We start from the raw sequence: 18,598 nt of genomic DNA on the forward strand, positions 1-18,598 counted from the left end.
CAGCATCGCTGGTGCTGACGGGAGGAACGGGCCCGCTCAACCGGGCCACCTGCTCTGCCGCCGTTGCGTACGGAGGCGGGAGGGCGTCCACCATGGGCTGCCTGCAAACGCACGAAACCCCGGCCACCCACGAAGGGGGCCGGGGTTTCGTTACGCGGAGGTCAGGCGCTCAGCTTGGAGACGGCCTGGGCCAGGGCCGACTTGCGGTTGGCAGCCTGGTTCTTGTGGATGACGCCCTTGCTCGCGGCCTTGTCCAGCTGCTTGGAGGCAACGGCCAGGGCGGCGGTCGCGGCGGCGACGTCACCGGCGGTCACAGCCTCGCGGGTCTTGCGGACGACCGTGCGGAGCTGGCTGTTCACGGCCTTGTTGCGCAGACGGCGCTTCTCGTTCGTGAGGTTGCGCTTGATCTGGGACTTGATGTTTGCCACTGCATCTTCTTTCGGGATTGTCTAAGTCTGTTCAGCGGTCTGTAGGCACACCGGCAGTGCAATCGCTCGAACCGGCTGGCTGCCGGTAGACGTCCATGCACAGACCTCCAACGTTACCAGCGATCCGCAGACCCCCCTGACCAGCCGCCGATGAGCGGGTGATGAGCGGGTGATGCTGGGAAAGAGCTCGGGACATGGGACGATGGAGAGTCCGAGCAGTCCGACGAGCCAGACGATCGAGGTAGCGCAGCAGTGTCTCCGATGGCCCATACGGCGCCCGAGCCGTCCGCCACCGCTCCGGAACTGATCCGGAACTTCAGCATCATCGCCCACATCGACCACGGTAAGTCGACGCTGGCCGACCGGATGTTGCAGCTGACCGGTGTGGTTGACCAGCGGCAGATGCGCGCGCAGTACCTCGACCGGATGGACATCGAGCGTGAGCGCGGCATCACCATCAAGTCCCAGGCCGTTCGCATGCCCTGGGAAGAAGACGGCGTCACCTACGCGCTGAACATGATCGACACGCCGGGGCACGTCGACTTCACCTACGAGGTGTCCCGGTCGCTGGCGGCGTGCGAGGGCGCGGTGCTGCTGGTCGATGCCGCACAGGGCATCGAGGCGCAGACGCTGGCGAACCTCTACCTGGCGATGGAGAACGAACTCACCATCGTCCCGGTGCTGAACAAGATCGATCTGCCCGCCGCCCAGCCGGAGAAGTACGCCGAGGAACTGGCGAAGCTGATCGGCTGCGAGCCCGAAGACTGCCTCAAGGTCTCCGGCAAGACCGGCATGGGTGTGCCGGAACTGCTGGCGCAGATCGTGAAGCAGGTCCCGGCCCCGGTCGGCGACCCGAACGCGCCCGCCCGCGCGATGATCTTCGACTCGGTCTACGACACCTACCGCGGTGTCGTGACCTACGTCCGGGTCATCGACGGCATGCTGCACCCGCGCGAGCGCATCACCCTGATGTCGACGAAGACCCAGCACGAGCTGCTGGAGATCGGCGTCAGTTCGCCGGAGCCGGTCCCGACCAAGGGTCTGGGCGTCGGCGAGGTGGGTTACCTGATCACCGGCGTCAAGGATGTTCGCCAGTCCAAGGTCGGCGACACGGTCACGAACTACGCCAAGCCGGCCACCGAGGCGCTCGAGGGTTACCGCGAGCCGCTGCCGATGGTCTTCTCCGGCCTGTTCCCGATCGACGGCTCCGACTACGGTCCGCTGCGCGAGGCGCTCGACAAGCTGAAGCTGAGCGACGCCGCGCTGGTCTACGAGCCGGAATCGTCCGTGGCTCTGGGCTTCGGGTTCCGCTGCGGCTTCCTCGGCCTGCTGCACCTGGAGATCGTCCGCGAGCGGCTGGAGCGCGAGTTCGGGCTCGACCTGATCTCGACCGCGCCGAGCGTGGTCTACGAGGTGACCCTGGACGACAAGTCGCAGGTCACGGTGACCAACCCGTCCGAGTTCCCGGGCGGCAAGATCAGCGAGGTCCGCGAGCCGATCGTCCGGGCGACCATGCTGGCGCCGTCCGAGTACATCGGCGCGATCATGGAACTGTGTCAGGAGCGTCGCGGCTCGCTGCTGGGCATGGACTACCTGTCCGAAGACCGGGTGGAGATGCGCTACATGCTGCCGCTCGCCGAGATCGTCTTCGACTTCTTCGACCAGCTCAAGTCGCGCACCAAGGGCTACGCCTCGCTCGACTACAACCCCGACGGTGACCAGGCAGCCAACCTGGTCAAGGTCGACATCCTGCTGCAGGGTGAGCCGGTGGACGCGTTCAGCACGATCGTGCACGCCGACAAGGCCTACACGTACGGCGTGATGATGACCGGCAAGCTGCGCAAGCTGATCCCGCGTCAGCAGTTCGAGGTGCCGATCCAGGCCGCGATCGGGGCCCGCATCATCGCCCGCGAGAACATCAGCGCCATCCGGAAAGACGTGCTGGCCAAGTGCTACGGCGGTGACATCAGCCGGAAGCGCAAGCTGCTGGAACGTCAGAAGGAGGGCAAGAAGCGGATGAAGATGGTGGGCCGGGTCGAGGTTCCGCAGGAGGCCTTCATCGCGGCGCTGTCGAGTGACGACGGCTCCGCGGGCGAGCGGAAGAAATAGGGGTGGGTCCTGCGGCGTCCGCGTCGCAGGATGTCTCTCATGAACCAGGCAATGGTGGACGTTCTCCCGCCCGGCAGGGTCAGTGCGGTTTCCGTCGTGCACGAGTTGCTGCCCGCTCCCTGGGGTAGCAGCGCCAAGAGCACGGCCATCGACAAGCGTCCGGTGACCCGGCCGGTCGAGATCGGGCCGCTCGGCCTGGCCGGCGACACCCAGGTCGACCGGAAACACCATGGCGGGCAGGGCAAGGCGGTGTACGCGTACGCAGACGAGGACGCGGACTGGTGGGGTGCCGAGCTGGGCCGCCCGATCGCACCCGGCCTGTTCGGCGAGAATCTGCGCCTGGCCGGGATCGATGTGACCGGCGCCGAGATCGGCGAGCGCTGGGCGATCGGCCCGCAGGTGGTGGTCGAGGTGACGATGCCCCGTACGCCGTGCCGCACGTTCGCCGAGCGGATGCAGGAGAAGGGCTGGGTGCGCCGGTTCACCCGGGTCAACCGGCCCGGTGCCTACCTGAAAGTGCTGCAGAGCGGTCAGGTTCGCGCGGGGGACGAGGTGCGGGTGACGTTCCGGCCCGGTCATGGGGTGACGGTCGGCGACTTCCTGCCCGGCGCCGACGCCGCGACCATGCGCCGGTTGATCGACGCGTTCGCGGCGCTGGGGCTGGAACTCGACCCGGACATCCGGCACATCGCCGAAAAAGCAATTCGCAGAGGCTGAGTACATATGGCTGGTCCACCTCCTGACGGCGATCCCGCTCCCGTCGACGGCTCTCTTCCCGCCTCGGCGGCGATCGGGTCGGCCGGGCGCGCCTTCGGCGTCTATCTGCACGTCCCGTTCTGTGCGGTGCGTTGCGGTTACTGCGATTTCAACACCTACACGGCGAAAGAGCTGGGTGGCGGTGCCAGTCAGGCTGCCTATGCCGGGACGGCCGTGCAGGAGCTATCTTTCGCGGCCTCGGTGCTGTCCCGGGCCGGGGTGGCGGAGCGTCCGGTGTCGACGGTCTTCATCGGCGGCGGAACTCCCACCCTGCTGCCGGCGAGCGACCTCGCCCGGTTGATCGGCGGAGTGCGCGACAACTTCGGCCTGAAATCCGGGGCCGAGGTCACGGTCGAGGCCAATCCCGACTCGGTGACGCCGGAATCGCTCGCTGCGCTGGCGGCCGGTGGGGTGACGCGCGTGTCGTTCGGTATGCAGTCGCAGGTGCGTCACGTGCTGGCCGTGCTCGACCGCACGCACGACCCGAAACGTATTCCGGACGTGGTGAAGTGGGCTCGCGACGCGGGAATGTCGGTGAGCCTGGACCTGATCTACGGCACGCCGGGGGAGAGCCTGGCCGACTGGCGCTCCAGCCTGGAGGCCGCACTGGCCTGCGAGCCCGACCATCTCTCCGCCTACGCCCTGGTGGTGGAAGACGGTACGAAGCTCGCCGCCCGGGTGCGCCGCGGTGAGGTGATCGCGCCCGATGACGACGACGAGGCCGACAAGTACGAGATGGCCGACGATCTCATCTCCGCCGCCGGGCTGACCTGGTACGAGGTGAGTAACTGGGCGCGCACGCCCGACGATGCCTGTCAGCACAACCTGGCCTACTGGCGGGGGGACGACTGGTGGGGCGTCGGGCCCGGTGCCCACTCCCACGTCGGTGGGGTGCGCTGGTGGAACGTGCGTCACCCCAGTGCCTATGCCACCCGGATCGACGCGGGGGAGAGCCCGGCGCAGGGGCGCGAGGTGCTCGACGACCAGGCGCGTCAGCTGGAAGAGGTGCTGCTGCGTTCCCGCCTGCGCGAAGGTCTTCCTCTGAAAGAGGCTGGCCTGCAGGGTGACCCGGCAGTGCTCCTGGCTGGTGTGCTCGCCGACGGGCTGGTCGAGCCGGAACCGGCCGCGGCCGGAACCGTGGTGCTCACGCGGCGCGGGCGGCTGCTGGCTGATGCGGTGGTGCGGGCCCTGCTTCCCTGACGGGTAACGCATTGAGGACGAGGTGGGCACCCGGGTGCCCACCTTGTCCTCAATGTGTGGTCAGTGAAGGAACGCGCGGGAGATCGGGTAGCTGAACTGATCCCCCCGCCAGGCCGACGCCGCGGCGATGAGCGAGAAGATCGCCGAGAAGACCCACACCAGCAGGGTGAAGCCGTTCAGGATCGGCAGCAGATCGATGATGTAGGCGACGACATAGGCGAAGAGCACGCAGATCTGGAAGTTGATCGCCTCGGTCGACTGCTCTTTGACGTACCGGCTGCGGTCTTTGTACATCGCGTAGATCACGATGCACGGAACCAGCGGCAGGAACGGCACGAAAGCCAGCACGCCACCCAGGTGCGCGGCGGCCGCCCACTGGTTGATCTCCTTCGGGGAGAGCGGCCCGCCCTGCTGGTGCGGCGGCGGGGTGTTGCAGCCGCCCGGGTTCTGGCCGGTGTTCCACGGGGGCTGGTTCGGGGGTGCGCCGTACTGGCCCGGCTGGTTGTACTGGCCCGGTTGGCTGTACTGGCCCGGCTGGGAAGCGTTCTGGGTGTAGTGGCCCTGGCCGTACTGACCCTGCTGGCCCTGGCCGTACTGCGCCTGCCCGTACTGCGGGGCGCTGTACCCCGGTTGTCCGTACTGCCCCTGCTGCCCGTACTGCGGGGCCTGGCCGGGCTGGTTGTACTGACCGGGCTGCCCGTACTGCGGTGGCTGTTCGGAGGTGCCGGGCTGGTTGTACTGACCGGGCTGGCCATAGTGGCCTGGCTGCCCGTAGTTTCCCTGCCCGTACTGTGGCCCCTGGCGCCACGACGGCCCACTCGGCTGCGCCTGCTGTCCGTGCTCAGGTGCCGGGGACGGCTCGTCGCCCTGGTTCCCGGCCTGCTGTCCCGCGTGGTCCTGGCCCATCCGGCCCATCTGTCCTGACTGGCTCGATCCTGAGCCCTCGGTCTGATCCTGGTGTGGCGCCTGACCCGCCTGACCCGCCGTTGCTGCCGGACCGGACACGCCCACCCCACCGAGTCCGCCGAGCCCACCGAGCCCGCTGAACTGAGCCGGCTCACCCTGGTTCTGCGGCCCGGTGTCGAGCGGCTGCCCCGGGATGATCGGCGTGTACTCGATCGGCCGACCGTAACCCGGTGCGCCGTACCCGGGCGGCGGAGGGGGCGGTGCCGGTACGGCGCCACCCGGCCCCGGCGTGCCGTAGACCGGACCCGTCTGCGCACGGTCGGCGGCGGCCGGATCCCGATCCGGGCCGGGCTCCTGGTGCGTACTCACGTTCTGGTTCTGACCGGGTTGCGCAGGCTGGTGTTCCTGGGTCATGGCAAGCCCCCTTCCTCTCCCACGGTAGAACGCGCGAGTCGTGCTCAGCGATCCTCGCCGTCACCCGTGACGAAATCGATGAGTTCCTCGACCCGGCCGAGCAGGGCGGGCTCCAGGTCGGCGTAACTGGTCACCGAGGCGAGAATGCGCTGCCAGCCCTCCGCGACGTCGGCCTGTTCGTGGTGCGGCCAGCCCAGCGCCTCCAGCACGCCCTCCTTCCACGGCAGGCCACGGGGGATCACCGGCCAGGCGTCGATGCCGAGCCGGCGCGGGCGCACGGCCTGCCAGACGTCCACGTACGGGTGCCCGACCACGAGCACGTTCTCGCGGGCGCCGGAGACCCGGGCCGCCGCGGCCGCCTCGTGCCACTCCTTGCTGCCCGCCACCAGGTGGTCGACCAGGATGCCGAGCCGGCGGCCGGGCCCCGGGCCGAAGTCCGCGACCGCGTCGGCCAGGTCGTCGACGCCATGCAACGGCACCACCACGACGCCCTCGACGCGCAGGTCGTGACCCCAGATCTTCTCGACCAGCTCGGCGTCGTGCTTGCCCTCGACCAGGATGCGTGAGGCCCGCGCCACCCGGGCGCGGTGATCACGCACCGCGACCGATCCGGACGCGCTGCGCAGGTTCACCGGCTTCACTGACTTCACCGACTTCACTGACATGGCCGCAGACGCTATGGTCCCGGGCGGCACGAGCTTCACGGCCACACCGTCCACCCAGAAGCCGGGGCCGAGGGGGAACGAGCGGGTGCGCCCCTTACGATCCTCCAGCACCACCACGTGCATGCCGCCGCTCTTCTCGGTGCGCACCACGGCACCGACCCAGCCGGTCTCGACGTCTTCGACGACCAGTCCGAGGTCGGCCGGCTGCTCACGCAACGGCGGCTTCTTGCGGGCGGCGGAGATCGCGTCCGCCCCGTAGCGGTCACCGGGACGAACCGCCCGGCCAACACCGGGAGATGCACTCGTGGCCTGGGGACCGCGCGCAGAACCGGGCATCCTGGGCAGACTGGGAACCATGGCGGGACGGTAACCAGGAGGCGCCAGGAGACCTAGCCGACCCGCCGTGGACACACAGGGGTGCCGCCGGGGTCGTAAACTGGCACTCCCGCGGTGTGAGTGCCAGGGTGATGAGCCGAATGACTGGGAGGTGGGTGGCATGAGCGAGGAACGGAAGCTCGCTGTGCTGCGCGCCATCGTCGAGGACTACGTCGAGACGCGGGAGCCGGTGGGGTCGCGCGCGCTGGTCGAGCGTCACTCACTCGGTGTCTCCCCGGCGACCATCCGTAACGACATGGCCGCGCTCGAGGACGAGGGCTACATCGCCCAGCCCCACACCAGCGCCGGCCGGGTGCCCACGGACAAGGGCTACCGGATGTTCGTCGATCGGCTGAGCGGTGTGAAGCCACTCTCCACGGCCGAGAAGCGGGCCATCCAGACGCTGCTCGACGGCGCGGTCGACCTGGACGACGTGGTGGGCCGCACGGTGCGCCTGCTCGCCCAGCTGACCCGGCAGGTCGCCGTCGTGCAGTACCCGTCGCTGAGCCGTTCCACGGTGCGGCACGTGGAGCTGGTGGCGCTCGAGGGAACCCGGCTGCTGGTCATCCTGATCACCAACACCGGTCGCGTCGAGCAGCGCATCGTGCCGGTGGTGGGCGAGATCTCCGAGCAGACGCTGGCCGGTCTGCGGACCCGGCTCAACCTGGCCGTGGCCGGGCGTCGTCTCACCGACGTCAGCGCGGTGGTGGCCGATCTGCCCGAGCAGTTCGGGCCGGACGACCGCACACTGGTGCGTGCGGTGATCGTCGCGCTCGAGGACTCGCTCGACATCGAGCGCGAGGAACGCATCGTGCTGGCCGGTACGGCCAACCTGGCTCGTTCCGGGCCGGACTTCGTCCAGCACATCGGCCCCGTGCTCGAGGCCATCGAGGAGCACGTGGTGCTGCTGAAGCTCCTCACCGAGATGGGCGACGGCGCCGGTGGCGTCGGTGTGCTGATCGGACGCGAGACCGCACACATCGGTCTTCAGGAAGCTTCGGTGGTGTCCAGCGGTTACGCCTCTCAGGGAGAGGTCGTCGCCCGCCTGGGCGTGCTCGGCCCGACCCGCATGGACTATCCGAACACCATGGCCGCGGTGCGTGCCGTGGCGCGGTACGTGTCCCGGATCCTGGCATCGTGACTACCGTCGGGACGAACGGGGCGGGGCCCGAACCCTGAACCGGTCTGAACCGGGGCCGGGCCCACCCGTCCGGCCACGTACTATGCGGCACCGCCTTTCACTCTTTCATTGCACCGATCTGGAGAGAACATCACCGCCGTGAGCGATTACTACGAGGTGCTCGGGGTTTCCCGGACGGCCAGCCCCGAGGAGATCAAGAAGGCGTACCGGAAGCTGGCCCGTCAGCTGCACCCGGACGTCAACCCGAGCGAGGAGGCCTCCGAGCGGTTCAAGGAGGTCGGCCGCGCCTACGAGGTTCTCTCCAGCCCGGAGAAGCGACAGGCCTACGACACCGGCGGTGACCCCAACGGGGCGGCCGGTTTCGGGGCGGGCTTCGGCTTCACCGACATCTTCGAGACCTTCTTCGGCGGCGGCGCCGGGGGCGGCGCCTCGCGGGGCCCGCTGCCGCGTCAGCGCCGGGGCCAGGATGCCCTGATCCGGATCGAGATCGACCTCTCCGAGGCGGCCTTCGGCGGTCAGCGCGAGCTGCAGCTCGACACCGCCGTGGTCTGCCAGGTCTGCAACGGCAGCTGCTGTCAGCCGGGCACCCAGCCGGAGATCTGCGACATCTGCAAGGGCCGTGGCCAGACCCAGCGGGTGGCGCGTTCCTTCCTCGGCCAGGTGATGACCACCCAGGCCTGCGTCAACTGCCAGGGCTTCGGCACGGTCATCCCCAGCCCGTGCCTGGAGTGCTCCGGCGAGGGCCGGGTGCGCTCGCGCCGCACCCTCACCATCAAGGTGCCCGCCGGGGTCGAGACCGGTACCCGCATCCAGCTCTCCGGCCAGGCCGAGATCGGCCCGGGCGGTGGCCCGGCCGGTGACCTCTACGTCGAGATCGTCGAGCGTCAGCACGCCGTGTTCACCCGGCGTGGCGACGACATCCACTGCACGGTCGAGGTCCCGATGACCGCCGCGGCCCTCGGCACCACGATCGAGCTGGACACCCTGGACGGTCAGGAGAGCTTCGAGATCCGTTCGGGTTCCCAGTCCGGCGAGGCCACCACCATGCGCGGGCTCGGGGTCACCCACCTGCGCGGCGGCGGCCGGGGCGACCTGGTCGTGCACCTGGCGGTGATCACCCCGATCAAGCTGGACGAGCAGCAGGAGGCCCTGCTGCGCGAGTTCGCCAAGCTACGCGGAGAGGACCGGCCCTCGGGCCGGATGACTCCGGTGCACACCAGCGTGTTCTCCAAGCTCCGCGACCGTTTCGCGGGACGCTGACGTTCATGCTTGAGGACGCGGTTCAGCCCCCGGTTCGCGGGGTCGGGAACCACTCGTGACCCTGCCCCGGTTCTTTGCCGCCCCCGGAACCCTGATCGGCGCCGCGCCGTCCACCGACCTCGTCCTCGACGGGGAAGAGGGACGGCACGCCGCCGGGGTGCGCCGGATCCGGTCCGGTGAGCAGGTCGAGATCGCGGACGGCTCGGGGGCGGTCGCGCGGTGCACGGTCACGGCCGCCGGCAAGGGTCACCTCGATCTGCTCGTCGACGAGCTCGACCTGGTTCCCGAACCGGTCCTGCGCTTCGGCCTGGTCCAGGCCCTGGCCAAGGGCGGGCGCGACGAGATGGCCGTCGAGACCGCGACCGAGGTGGGCATCGACCTGGTGCTGCCCTGGCAGGCCCAGCGCAGCGTCTCCCGCTGGGAGGGCCCGAAGATCGAGAAGAACACCCGGCGCTGGGCCACCATCGCGCGGGAGGCCGCCAAGCAGTCGCGGCGGGCGCGGATCCCTCACACCGAGCCGCTGCGGAACACCACCGCCCTCGCGCAACGGCTGGCCGAGGCCGACCTCGCCCTGATCCTCCACGAGGACGCGGTCGATCCCCTGATCGGGGCGAAGCTTCCCGATGCGGGAGAGGTTCTGCTGGTCGTCGGCCCGGAGGGCGGGATCGGGGAGAGCGAGCTCGCCACCCTGACCGCCGCCGGAGCGCGACCGGTGCGCCTGGGTCCCGAGGTGCTGAGAACGTCCTCGGCCGGGCCGATCGCCCTGGGAATCCTCGCCGCGACCTCGGGCCGCTGGGCCTGAGCGATAGCCTCGGTCCTGTGACTGACTGCCTGTTCTGCAAGATCATCGCCGGTGACCTGCCGTCCGACATGGTGTACCGCGGTGACCGCGTGGTCGCGTTCCGCGACATCAACCCGGTCGCGCCGACCCACATCCTGGTCGTGCCGGTCGACCACCACCCCGATGTGGTGCACCTCGCGGCGAAGGACGAGCCGCTGCTCACCGAGGTGGTCACGGTCGCCGGTGAGCTGGCGAAGGCCGAGGCCGGGGGCCAGTTCCGGCTGGTTTTCAACACCGGGGCCGAGGCCGGGCAGACCGTCTTCCACGTGCATGCCCACGTGCTGGCCGGTCAGCCGATGGGGATCCCCGGCTAAGAGGGACAAAATCGGGGAGCCACGGAACGGGGGCGGAGGTTACGATCGTTGCCTCAAGGCTGCCATCGACTGCAACCAGCAGAGGCAGCGCGCCGAACCCGGAGAGGCGGGCGTAACCCCAGCTCATGACGGAAGCGAAGAGCGGTGCGGAGGCCGTGCACCGGATCGTCGTGCCGGCGGAGGTCAGCATGGTGGCCCTGCTGGGAGCCCGGGACGAGGTTCTGCGAGCGGTGGAGCGCGCATTCGGTCGCGCCGACATCCACGTGCGGGGCAACGAGATCACGGTGACCGGCCCGTTCGGAGAGGTCGCCCTGGTGGAGCGGCTGATCGACGAGTTGCTGGCGGTCGTGGCCGCGGGCCAGGCGCTCACACCCGACGCGGTGGAGCGCTCGATCGGCATGCTCCGGCAGCAGACGTCCGAGCGGCCGGCCGACGTGCTGACGCTCAACATCCTCAGTAACCGCGGTCGCACGATCCGCCCGAAGACCCTGAACCAGAAGCGCTACGTCGACGCGATCGACGAGCACACGGTGGTGTTCGGCATCGGCCCGGCCGGTACCGGCAAGACCTACCTGGCGATGGCCAAGGCCGTGCAGGCGCTGCAGGCCAAGCAGGTCAACCGGATCATCCTGACCCGGCCGGCGGTCGAGGCGGGGGAGCGGCTGGGCTTCCTGCCCGGTTCGCTGACCGAGAAGATCGACCCCTACCTGCGCCCGCTGTACGACGCGCTGCACGACATGCTCGACCCGGACTCGATCCCGCGGCTGATGGCGGCGGGCACGATCGAGGTGGCCCCGCTGGCCTACATGCGAGGCCGCACACTGAACGACGCCTTCATCATTCTCGACGAGGCGCAGAACACCTCGCCGGAACAGATGAAGATGTTCCTGACCCGGCTCGGCTTCCAGTCGAAGATCGTGATCACCGGTGACGTGACGCAGGTCGACCTGCCCAGCGGCACCCTGTCCGGCCTGCGTGTGGTGCAAGACATCCTGGAGGGCGTGGACGACATTCACTTCGCCAGGCTGACCAGCACCGACGTGGTCCGGCACCGGCTGGTCGGAGAGATCGTCGAGGCCTACGGCCGGTGGGACAATGACCGGCAGCCGGCGGTCGGCCAGGCCGTCGGCACGGCCGACCAGCGGTCCGCCCGGCAGCCGCAGGACCGGATGGCCCCCCAGAACCGCATGGAGCGTCGCAGCCATCGAACCGGTCGCTGATCCTCGCTGAGCTGGTCCAGGGGTGCCGCGTACTCCGGTGTACTCCGGTGCGCGGCACCCTTGGCCTGACCATGCCCGTAGATGCGAGACAATGACCTGGTGAGCATCGAGGTCAACAACGAGAGCGGCGTCGCCGTCGACGAGGCGGAAGTGGCGGCCCTGGCCCGCAGCGTGCTCGACGCCATGCGCGTGCACCAGCAGGCCGAACTGTCCGTCGTGATGGTCGACGAGGCCTCGATCGAGCAGCTGCACATCCAGTGGATGGACGAGCCGGGCCCGACCGACGTGCTTTCCTTCCCGATGGACGAGCTGCGCCCGGGCAAGGACGACGAGGAGCCGGAACCCGGTCTGCTCGGCGACATCGTGCTGTGCCCGCAGGTCGCGCAGAAGCAGGCCCGCGCGGCCGGCCACTCGTTCGAGGAAGAGCTGCTGCTCCTCACCACGCACGGCATCCTGCACCTGCTCGGCTACGACCACGCCGAGCCCGAGGAGGAGAAGGAGATGTTCGGGCTCCAGCGCAAGCTGCTGCTCACCTTCCTCTCGACCCGAGGCAAGGTCTGAGGTAACCCCATGGTCGGCCTGATCGTCCTGGCACTCCTGCTCACCGTCGTCGCCGGTCTGGCAGCGGCGTCCGAGTCGGCGTTGTCACGCATCGGCCGGTCCCGCGCCGCAGACCTCAAGCACCAGGGCCGGCGGGGCGCCGAGGCCGTCGTGCAGGTCGCCGACCAGCCCGCCCCGGTGCTCAGCGTCGCCACCCTGCTGCGCGTCAGCGCGGAGGTGGGCGCGGTCGTCGCCGTCACCTTCGCCACGGTGAAGACCATCGGCCTGCACTGGACCTCGGGGCTGGTCGCGGGCCTGATCATGGCGGCGGCATCGTTCGTCATGGTCGGTGTGGGCCCGCGCACCCTGGGCCGGCAGTACGCCGACAACGTCGCGCTGGTCGCGGCCCGGCCGCTGCTGGCCCTCACCACCGTGCTGGCCCCGCTGACCCGGCTGCTGGTGCTGATCGGCAACGCCGTGACTCCCGGAAGCGGTCTGCGCGACGGGCCGTTCGCCTCCGAGGCGGAGCTGCGGCAGTTCGTCGACATCGCCCAGGAGAGCCAGCTGATCGAGCTGGGCGAGCAGAAGATGATCCACTCGGTCATCGACCTGGGCGACACCCTGGCCCGTGAGGTGATGGTGCCCCGCACCGACGTGGTGAGCGTCGAGCGCGACCGCAACCTGCACGACGCGATGTCGCTGTTCCTGCGTTCCGGGTTCTCCCGGGTGCCGGTGGTCGGCGGCGGCCTGGACGACCCGGTGGGCGTGCTCTACCTGAAAGACGTGGCCCGCCGCATGCACGAGCAGCCGGAGGCCGGACTGGTCCAGCGGGTCGAGTCGATCATGCGGCGCCCGGTGTTCGTGCCCGACAGCAAGCCGGTCGACGCGTTGCTGCGCGAGATGCAGCACGCCGGTCACGCGGTGATCGTGGTGGACGAGTACGGCGGCACCGCGGGCCTGGTGACGATCGAGGACATCCTCGAGGAGATCGTCGGTGAGATCGCCGACGAGTACGACCAGATCGAGGCCGAGGTGGAGAGCCTGCCCGACGGCCGCCGCCGGGTCAGTTCCCGCATGCACCTGGACGAGCTCGGTGAGCTGTTCGGCACCGAGATCGAGGACGAGGAGGTCGACACCGTCGGTGGCCTGCTGTCCAAGGGCCTCGGCCGGGTGCCGATCGCCGGGTCCACCACCTCGGTCCAGGGGCTGCTGCTCACCGCCGACACGTTCGAGGGCCGGCGGCACAGCCTGGCCACCGTTCTGGTCAGCCGCGACGAACAGTTCGACGTAGAGGGAAACGACGCACGATGACCAAGACCAAGTTCCTCGTCATGCTCCCGAACCTGCTGCTCCTCATCGTCGTCCTGCTGATGGCCGTGCAGGGCGGGTGGTGGCTGCTCGCGCTGATCCTGGTGCCGCCGCTGCTGTTCGGGGTCTACGGCGTGCTCAACCCGGCGGCCACCGCGCCCGTGGCCGCCAAGTTCGGCGAGCCCGGCGAGTACCGCGTGGTGCTCCAGGTGCCCGGCCCGAACCCGGTCCGGGTGATCCGCGAGGTGCGCCGCACCACCGGCCTGAGCCTGATCGCCGCGAAGGAGCTGGTCGAGGCGTCGCCGGTGATCGTCACGGAGAACCTCAGCGAGACGAGCGCGGGACTGGTCGCAGACCACCTGACGAAGGCCGGGGCACGTGCCCTGGCCGCACCCATCGGAGAGAAGTGACTGACACCAAGCACCGTTCCGGCTTCGCCTGCCTGGTCGGCCGGCCGAACGCCGGCAAGTCGACCCTGACGAACGCCCTGGTCGGCGAGAAGATCGCGATCACGTCGAGCCGGCCGCAGACCACCCGGCACACGATTCGCGGCATCGTGCACCGGCCCGACGCCCAGCTCGTGCTCGTCGACACCCCGGGGCTGCACAAGCCGCGCACGCTGCTCGGTGAGCGGCTGAACCACCTGGTGCGCGAGACGCTGCTCGAGGTCGACGTGGTCGGGTTCTGCCTGCCCGCCGACGAGAAGATCGGCCCCGGCGACAAGTTCATCGCGGCCGAGCTGAAGGAGCTGCGCCGCACCCCGGTCGTCGCGATCGTGACCAAGTCCGACCGGGTGAAGCCGGAGACCCTGGCCGCGCACCTGCTGGACGTGCAGAACCTGATGGGCGAGGCCGACGACATCATCCCGGTCTCCGCGGTCAACGGGTTTCAGGTCGACGCCGTGTCCGACCTGCTGATGGGGCACCTGCCCGAGGGCCCGCGGATGTACCCGGACGACGAGCTCACCGACGAGCCCGAGAACGTGATGATCGCCGAGCTGGTGCGCGAGGCCGCGCTGGAGGGTGTGCGCGACGAACTGCCGCACAGCCTCGCGGTGGTCGTGGACGAGGTGAGCGAGCGTGAGGGCCGTCCCGAGAGCGCGCCGCTGCTCGACGTGCACGTGCTGCTCTACGTGGAGCGCGACAGCCAGAAGGCCATCGTGATCGGCCGGGGTGGCAGCCGCCTGCGGGAGGTCGGCACGAACGCCCGCCGGGAGATCGAGGCCCTGCTGGGCACGCGCATCCACCTGGATCTGCGGGTCAAGGTCGCCAAGGACTGGCAGCGCGACCCGAAGCAGATGCAGCGACTCGGGTTCTAGGTGGCAGCGGCACTTCTGGCTGATCTGACACCTCTGCGTCACAGCCGTCCTTACCGGCGGATGTGGCTCGGCACGTTCCTCAGCTCCATCGGTTCGCAGCTCACCACCGTCGCGGTCGGCCTCCAGGTCTTCGACCTGACCGGTTCCACCTTCAAGGTGGGGCTGGTCGGTCTGGCCGCCCTGGTACCGCTGATCGCGTTCGGTCTCTACGGCGGTTCGATCGTGGACGCCCACGACCGGCGCCGCGTCATCATCACCAGTTCCAGCGGCCTGTTCTCGGTGGCCCTGTGCTTCGCGCTCCAGGCCTGGGCCGGGCTGGACAACGTGTGGCTCCTGTACGCCCTGGTGGCGGTGCAGAGCGGCTTCTGGGCGGTGAACTCACCGGCCCGGATGGCGATCCTGCCGCGGTTGCTGCCGTCCGAGATGCTGCCGGCGGCGAACGCCCTGTCCAGTCTGGCCAACAGCGTCGGCATGACCGTGGGACCGCTGCTGGCCGGGTTCTGGGTGCACTGGTTCGGGTTCGGCGGCACCTACTTCAGTGAGGTGCTGCTGCTCGGCGTGGCCCTGACCACGCTGGTCGCGCTGCCGTCGATGCCGCCGCTGGGCGAGGTGCGCCGCTCCGGCCTGGCCTCGGTGCTGGAGGGCCTGAACTACCTGCGCACCCGGCCGAACGTGCGGATGACCTTCATCGTCGACCTGATCGCGATGATCTTCGCGATGCCCCGCGTGCTGTTCCCGGCGCTGGGGGCGGTCGTGATCGGCGGGGGCGCGCAGACCGCCGGCATCCTGGCCGCCGGGATCGCCTGCGGCGCCGTGCTGGCCGGGGTGTTCTCCGGCCCGGTGAGCCGGGTCCGGCGTCAGGGGCTGGCGGTGCTGGCCGCGATCATCGGGTGGGGATCGAGCATCGTGCTGTTCGGCGTGGTGGTCGGGTTCGCCAGTCCTGCGCCGGACGCGGGCGCACACTGGCTGCTCTGGCCCGCCTTCGGGGCGCTGGTCCTGGCGGGCATGGCCGACTCGGTCAGTGCGGTGTTCCGCAGCACGATCCTGCAGACGGCCACGCCGGACCACATGAGGGGACGCCTGCAAGGGGTGTTCGTGGTGGTGGTCGCGGGTGGCCCGCGCCTGGGTGACCTGGTGGTCGGCTCGATGGCCGACCTCACCACCGAGAGTGTCGCGGCCATCGTCGGCGGTCTGGCCTGCATCGTGCTGGTGGTGCTGCTGGGAGTCAGCCAGCCGCGATTCGCTCGGTACGACGCTCGTCATCCGGAGCCGTGACGCGGTTCCCGCGGGAGTTCCACACCCACAGCACCACCACCCCCAGCGCCGCGCCCACCAGCCCGCCGAAGCCGTTGGTGATGACGTCGTCGATGTCGGTGGCACGGCTGTAGATGGGCAGCTGCAGGATCTCCACGCCGATCGAGACCACCGTGGCCAGGGCGGCGCACAGCAGCATCCAGCGGCGCACGGTCAGGTACAGGAAGAAGCCCAGGGGGATGAACATGGCCACGTTGCCGCCCAGGTAGATCAGGAGGTCGGCGGGGTCGTGGACGTACTGCCGCAGCGTGGCGAAGGGCTCCAGCTGCAGGTGGCCGGGGCTGGTGGCGCCCGCGCGGCGGGTCAGGGTGCTGATCGCGATCACCCCGAGCGAGCCGATCACCAGGCACAGCGCCCAGGGCGTGAGGTCGTGCCCGAAGAGGCGGGCCCGCCGCTGCCGCATGAGCACCGCGGCCACCAGGGCGATGCCGGCCACCACGATGTCGAGCATCAGCTGTGCGCCGAAGCTGCCGCCGAACCGCAGGGCGTTCGAGAACCAGTACCCGTCCACCTGAGCATGATGAACAGGTGGCACTGAGAAGTCGCTGAGGCGAACTCGGGGCACGGGCCCTGTACCGGATTGTTGCCCCCACAGAGTGTGGATGTACCCTGTCGCTCGTGCGTTCGGAGCTTCTTCTCCTTGGTCGCCGCGGCGGGACCTGCTAGGCCGGTCCTCTCGTCGCGGTGTTTCTTCTGCCTGCCGGCCGACCGTCCTGAACGCCCAGAAGAACCAGACCACGTAGAGGCAAGAGGCCATGAAGAACACCCAGAAGCCTTCCCGCATGCCGGTTCACAAGTACGTCCCGTTCCACGAGCTGATCTCCGTGAACGTGGAGAACCGCACCTGGCCGGACAGGCGCATCGAGACCGCTCCGCGCTGGTGCGCGGTAGACCTGCGCGACGGCAACCAGGCGCTGATCGACCCGATGAACTCCGAGCGCAAGCGCCGGATGTTCGATCTGCTGGTCCGGATGGGTTACAAGGAGATCGAGGTCGGGTTCCCGGCGGCCAGCCAGACCGACTTCGACTTCGTGCGTGAGCTGATCGAGGGTGGCCACATCCCCGACGACGTCACCATCCAGGTGCTGACGCAGGCTCGCGACGCCCTGATCGAGCGCACCTTCGAGTCGATCAAGGGTGCCAAGCAGGCGATCGTGCACCTGTACAACTCCACCTCCACGTTGCAGCGCCAGGTGGTGTTCAACACCGACGAGGACGGCATCGTCGACATCGCGCTGAACGGCGCGCGGCTGTGCAAGAAGCTGGCCGACGCGATGGTCGGCACCGAGGTCTACTTCGAGTACTCGCCGGAGTCGTACACCGGCACCGAGCTGGAGTTCGCCAAGCGCATCTGCAACGAGGTGCTGGCCGTGTTCGAGCCCACGCCCGAGCGCAAGGTCATCATCAACCTGCCCGCGACCGTCGAGATGGCCACGCCCAACGTGTACGCCGACTCGATCGAGTGGATGAACCGGAACCTGGCCTTCCGGGAGAACGTCATCCTGTCGCTGCACCCGCACAACGACCGCGGCACCGCGGTGGCCGCCGCCGAGCTGGGCTACCAGGCCGGCGCCGACCGCATCGAGGGCTGCCTGTTCGGCAACGGTGAGCGCACCGGCAACGTCTGCCTGGTCACGCTGGGCATGAACCTGTTCGGCCAGGGCATCGACCCGCAGATCGACTTCTCCGACATCGACGAGATCCGGCGCACGGTCGAGCACTGCAACCAGCTGAAGGTGGCCGAGCGTCACCCCTACGGCGGCGACCTGGTCTACACCGCGTTCTCCGGCTCCCACCAGGACGCGATCAAGAAGGGTATGGAGGCGCTGCAGGCCTCGGCCGCCGCGCAGGGCAAGACCGTCGAGGACGTGGTCTGGGCGGTGCCCTACCTGCCGATCGACCCGCACGACGTGGGCCGCTCGTACGAGGCCGTGGTGCGCGTCAACAGCCAGTCCGGCAAGGGCGGTGTGGCCTACCTGATGAAGAACGAGTACCAGCTGGACCTGCCGCGCCGGTTGCAGATCGAGTTCAGCGCCGTGGTGCAGAAGCACACCGACAATGAGGGCGGCGAAGTCACCCCGGCCCAGCTGCTGACGATCTTCTCAGACGAGTACCTGCCCACCACCGAGTCCAGCCGCCCGGCCTGGGGCCGGTTCTCGCTGAAGTCGATCGAGCACACCAGCGACGACAACGGTTCTGACCGGCTGCGCGTCGAGATCATCGACGGCGGTGCGCCGTTCACGCTGCACGGTGTGGGCAACGGCCCGATCGCGGCCTTCGGCGACGCGCTGGCCAGCCACGGTGTGTCGGTGCGGGTGCTGGACTACAGCGAGCACGCGATGAGTGCCGGTGGCGACGCCAAGGCCGCGGCCTACGTCGAGTGCCAGATCGGCGAGAACGTGCTGTGGGGCGTCGGTGTCGACGAGAACATCGTGCGGGCCTCGATGAAGGCCGTGCTGTCGGCGGCCAACCGGTCAGCCGGGCGGTAG

The 18,598-nt window shown here is 69.3% G+C and carries 18 protein-coding genes; 14 read left to right on the forward strand and 4 right to left on the reverse strand.

Features of this window, described 5'->3' with window-relative positions; genetic code table 11:
- Window positions 1-161: 161 nt before the first annotated feature.
- Complete coding sequence (gene rpsT / locus QSK05_RS30875; protein ID WP_285600915.1) at window positions 162-428, reverse strand: 30S ribosomal protein S20; 267 nt, start codon at window positions 426-428, stop codon at window positions 162-164.
- A gap of 261 nt (window positions 429-689) precedes the next feature.
- On the opposite strand from rpsT, the gene lepA reads away from it, so the two are divergent.
- From lepA to hemW, 3 genes are read left to right on the forward strand one after another with little or no spacing between them, the layout of a single operon-like run.
- A complete protein-coding gene (lepA, locus tag QSK05_RS30880) occupies window positions 690-2,537 on the forward strand; it encodes a translation elongation factor 4 (RefSeq protein ID WP_285600916.1) in 1,848 nt (615 codons plus the stop codon).
- 39 nt (window positions 2,538-2,576) lie between these two features.
- A complete protein-coding gene (locus QSK05_RS30885) occupies window positions 2,577-3,254 on the forward strand; it encodes an MOSC domain-containing protein (RefSeq protein ID WP_285600917.1) in 678 nt (225 codons plus the stop codon).
- A gap of 6 nt (window positions 3,255-3,260) precedes the next feature.
- On the forward strand, window positions 3,261-4,493 hold the full coding sequence (gene hemW / locus QSK05_RS30890) for a radical SAM family heme chaperone HemW (RefSeq protein WP_285600918.1): 1,233 nt from the start codon (window positions 3,261-3,263) through the stop codon (window positions 4,491-4,493).
- Window positions 4,494-4,553: 60 nt separating this feature from the next.
- Here hemW and QSK05_RS30895 read toward each other — a convergent pair whose 3' ends face one another.
- Together QSK05_RS30895 and QSK05_RS30900 are read right to left on the reverse strand one after the other, a co-directional pair.
- Window positions 4,554-5,768: a DUF4870 domain-containing protein gene (locus QSK05_RS30895; protein WP_285600919.1), complete on the reverse strand. Its 1,215-nt coding sequence runs from the start codon at window positions 5,766-5,768 to the stop codon at window positions 4,554-4,556.
- An 89-nt stretch (window positions 5,769-5,857) separates the two neighbouring features.
- On the reverse strand, window positions 5,858-6,814 hold the full coding sequence (locus tag QSK05_RS30900; protein WP_285600920.1) for a DUF3097 domain-containing protein: 957 nt from the start codon (window positions 6,812-6,814) through the stop codon (window positions 5,858-5,860).
- Window positions 6,815-6,974: 160 nt separating this feature from the next.
- Between QSK05_RS30900 and hrcA the strand changes: the two genes are divergently transcribed.
- The 10 genes from hrcA (at window position 6,975) to QSK05_RS30950 (ending at window position 16,070) form a co-directional block, all read left to right on the forward strand.
- Window positions 6,975-7,994 carry a heat-inducible transcriptional repressor HrcA gene (gene hrcA, locus QSK05_RS30905; RefSeq protein WP_285600921.1) on the forward strand — a complete coding sequence of 340 codons (1,020 nt, stop codon included), beginning with the start codon at window positions 6,975-6,977 and terminating at the stop codon, window positions 7,992-7,994.
- A 138-nt stretch (window positions 7,995-8,132) separates the two neighbouring features.
- Window positions 8,133-9,254 carry a molecular chaperone DnaJ gene (gene dnaJ / locus QSK05_RS30910; RefSeq protein WP_285600922.1) on the forward strand — a complete coding sequence of 374 codons (1,122 nt, stop codon included), beginning with the start codon at window positions 8,133-8,135 and terminating at the stop codon, window positions 9,252-9,254.
- A 55-nt stretch (window positions 9,255-9,309) separates the two neighbouring features.
- Window positions 9,310-10,056, forward strand: a complete 747-nt coding sequence (locus tag QSK05_RS30915) for a 16S rRNA (uracil(1498)-N(3))-methyltransferase (protein ID WP_285600923.1) — start codon at window positions 9,310-9,312, stop codon at window positions 10,054-10,056.
- A gap of 17 nt (window positions 10,057-10,073) precedes the next feature.
- Complete coding sequence (locus QSK05_RS30920) at window positions 10,074-10,409, forward strand: histidine triad nucleotide-binding protein (RefSeq protein WP_285600924.1); 336 nt, start codon at window positions 10,074-10,076, stop codon at window positions 10,407-10,409.
- 125 nt (window positions 10,410-10,534) lie between these two features.
- The gene (locus QSK05_RS30925) at window positions 10,535-11,629 is read left to right on the forward strand and encodes a PhoH family protein (protein WP_285600925.1); all 1,095 of its coding nucleotides are present in this window, start codon (window positions 10,535-10,537) and stop codon (window positions 11,627-11,629) included.
- A gap of 99 nt (window positions 11,630-11,728) precedes the next feature.
- Window positions 11,729-12,190 (forward strand): rRNA maturation RNase YbeY, encoded by a 462-nt coding sequence (gene ybeY, locus QSK05_RS30930; RefSeq protein ID WP_231487719.1) that lies wholly within the window; start codon window positions 11,729-11,731, stop codon window positions 12,188-12,190.
- Window positions 12,191-12,199: 9 nt separating this feature from the next.
- On the forward strand, window positions 12,200-13,480 hold the full coding sequence (locus QSK05_RS30935; RefSeq protein ID WP_285600927.1) for a hemolysin family protein: 1,281 nt from the start codon (window positions 12,200-12,202) through the stop codon (window positions 13,478-13,480).
- The gene (locus QSK05_RS30940; RefSeq protein WP_285600928.1) at window positions 13,477-13,887 is read left to right on the forward strand and encodes a ribosomal protein L7/L12; all 411 of its coding nucleotides are present in this window, start codon (window positions 13,477-13,479) and stop codon (window positions 13,885-13,887) included. Before QSK05_RS30935 ends, QSK05_RS30940 begins: the two co-directional genes overlap by 4 nt.
- On the forward strand, window positions 13,884-14,795 hold the full coding sequence (era, locus tag QSK05_RS30945) for a GTPase Era (RefSeq protein ID WP_285600929.1): 912 nt from the start codon (window positions 13,884-13,886) through the stop codon (window positions 14,793-14,795). The genes QSK05_RS30940 and era overlap by 4 nt, the downstream gene beginning before the upstream one ends.
- Window positions 14,796-16,070 (forward strand): MFS transporter, encoded by a 1,275-nt coding sequence (locus tag QSK05_RS30950; RefSeq protein WP_285600930.1) that lies wholly within the window; start codon window positions 14,796-14,798, stop codon window positions 16,068-16,070.
- Here QSK05_RS30950 and QSK05_RS30955 read toward each other — a convergent pair.
- A complete protein-coding gene (locus QSK05_RS30955) occupies window positions 16,021-16,620 on the reverse strand; it encodes a VanZ family protein (protein WP_285600931.1) in 600 nt (199 codons plus the stop codon). The genes QSK05_RS30950 and QSK05_RS30955 overlap by 50 nt on opposite strands.
- 244 nt (window positions 16,621-16,864) lie before the next feature.
- On the opposite strand from QSK05_RS30955, the gene leuA reads away from it, so the two are divergent.
- Window positions 16,865-18,598, forward strand: coding sequence for a 2-isopropylmalate synthase (gene leuA / locus QSK05_RS30960; protein ID WP_352303241.1), 1,734 nt, complete (start codon window positions 16,865-16,867; stop codon window positions 18,596-18,598).

Source organism: Kineosporia sp. NBRC 101731 (genome assembly GCF_030269305.1).
Classification (GTDB): domain Bacteria; phylum Actinomycetota; class Actinomycetes; order Actinomycetales; family Kineosporiaceae; genus Kineosporia.

What these genes read in the sequence shown, in the direction of transcription:
- QSK05_RS30900 (WP_285600920.1), bottom strand. Translation starts at nt 6,814, where the DNA reads ATGCCCGGTTCTGCGCGCGGTCCCCAGGCCACGAGTGCATCTCCCGGT.
- leuA (WP_352303241.1), top strand. Translation starts at nt 16,865, where the DNA reads ATGAAGAACACCCAGAAGCCTTCCCGCATGCCGGTTCACAAGTACGTC.
- hemW (WP_285600918.1), top strand. Translation starts at nt 3,261, where the DNA reads ATGGCTGGTCCACCTCCTGACGGCGATCCCGCTCCCGTCGACGGCTCT.
- QSK05_RS30885 (WP_285600917.1), top strand. Translation starts at nt 2,577, where the DNA reads ATGAACCAGGCAATGGTGGACGTTCTCCCGCCCGGCAGGGTCAGTGCG.
- QSK05_RS30935 (WP_285600927.1), top strand. Translation starts at nt 12,200, where the DNA reads ATGGTCGGCCTGATCGTCCTGGCACTCCTGCTCACCGTCGTCGCCGGT.
- hrcA (WP_285600921.1), top strand. Translation starts at nt 6,975, where the DNA reads ATGAGCGAGGAACGGAAGCTCGCTGTGCTGCGCGCCATCGTCGAGGAC.
- QSK05_RS30940 (WP_285600928.1), top strand. Translation starts at nt 13,477, where the DNA reads ATGACCAAGACCAAGTTCCTCGTCATGCTCCCGAACCTGCTGCTCCTC.
- lepA (WP_285600916.1), top strand. Translation starts at nt 690, where the DNA reads ATGGCCCATACGGCGCCCGAGCCGTCCGCCACCGCTCCGGAACTGATC.
- QSK05_RS30925 (WP_285600925.1), top strand. Translation starts at nt 10,535, where the DNA reads ATGACGGAAGCGAAGAGCGGTGCGGAGGCCGTGCACCGGATCGTCGTG.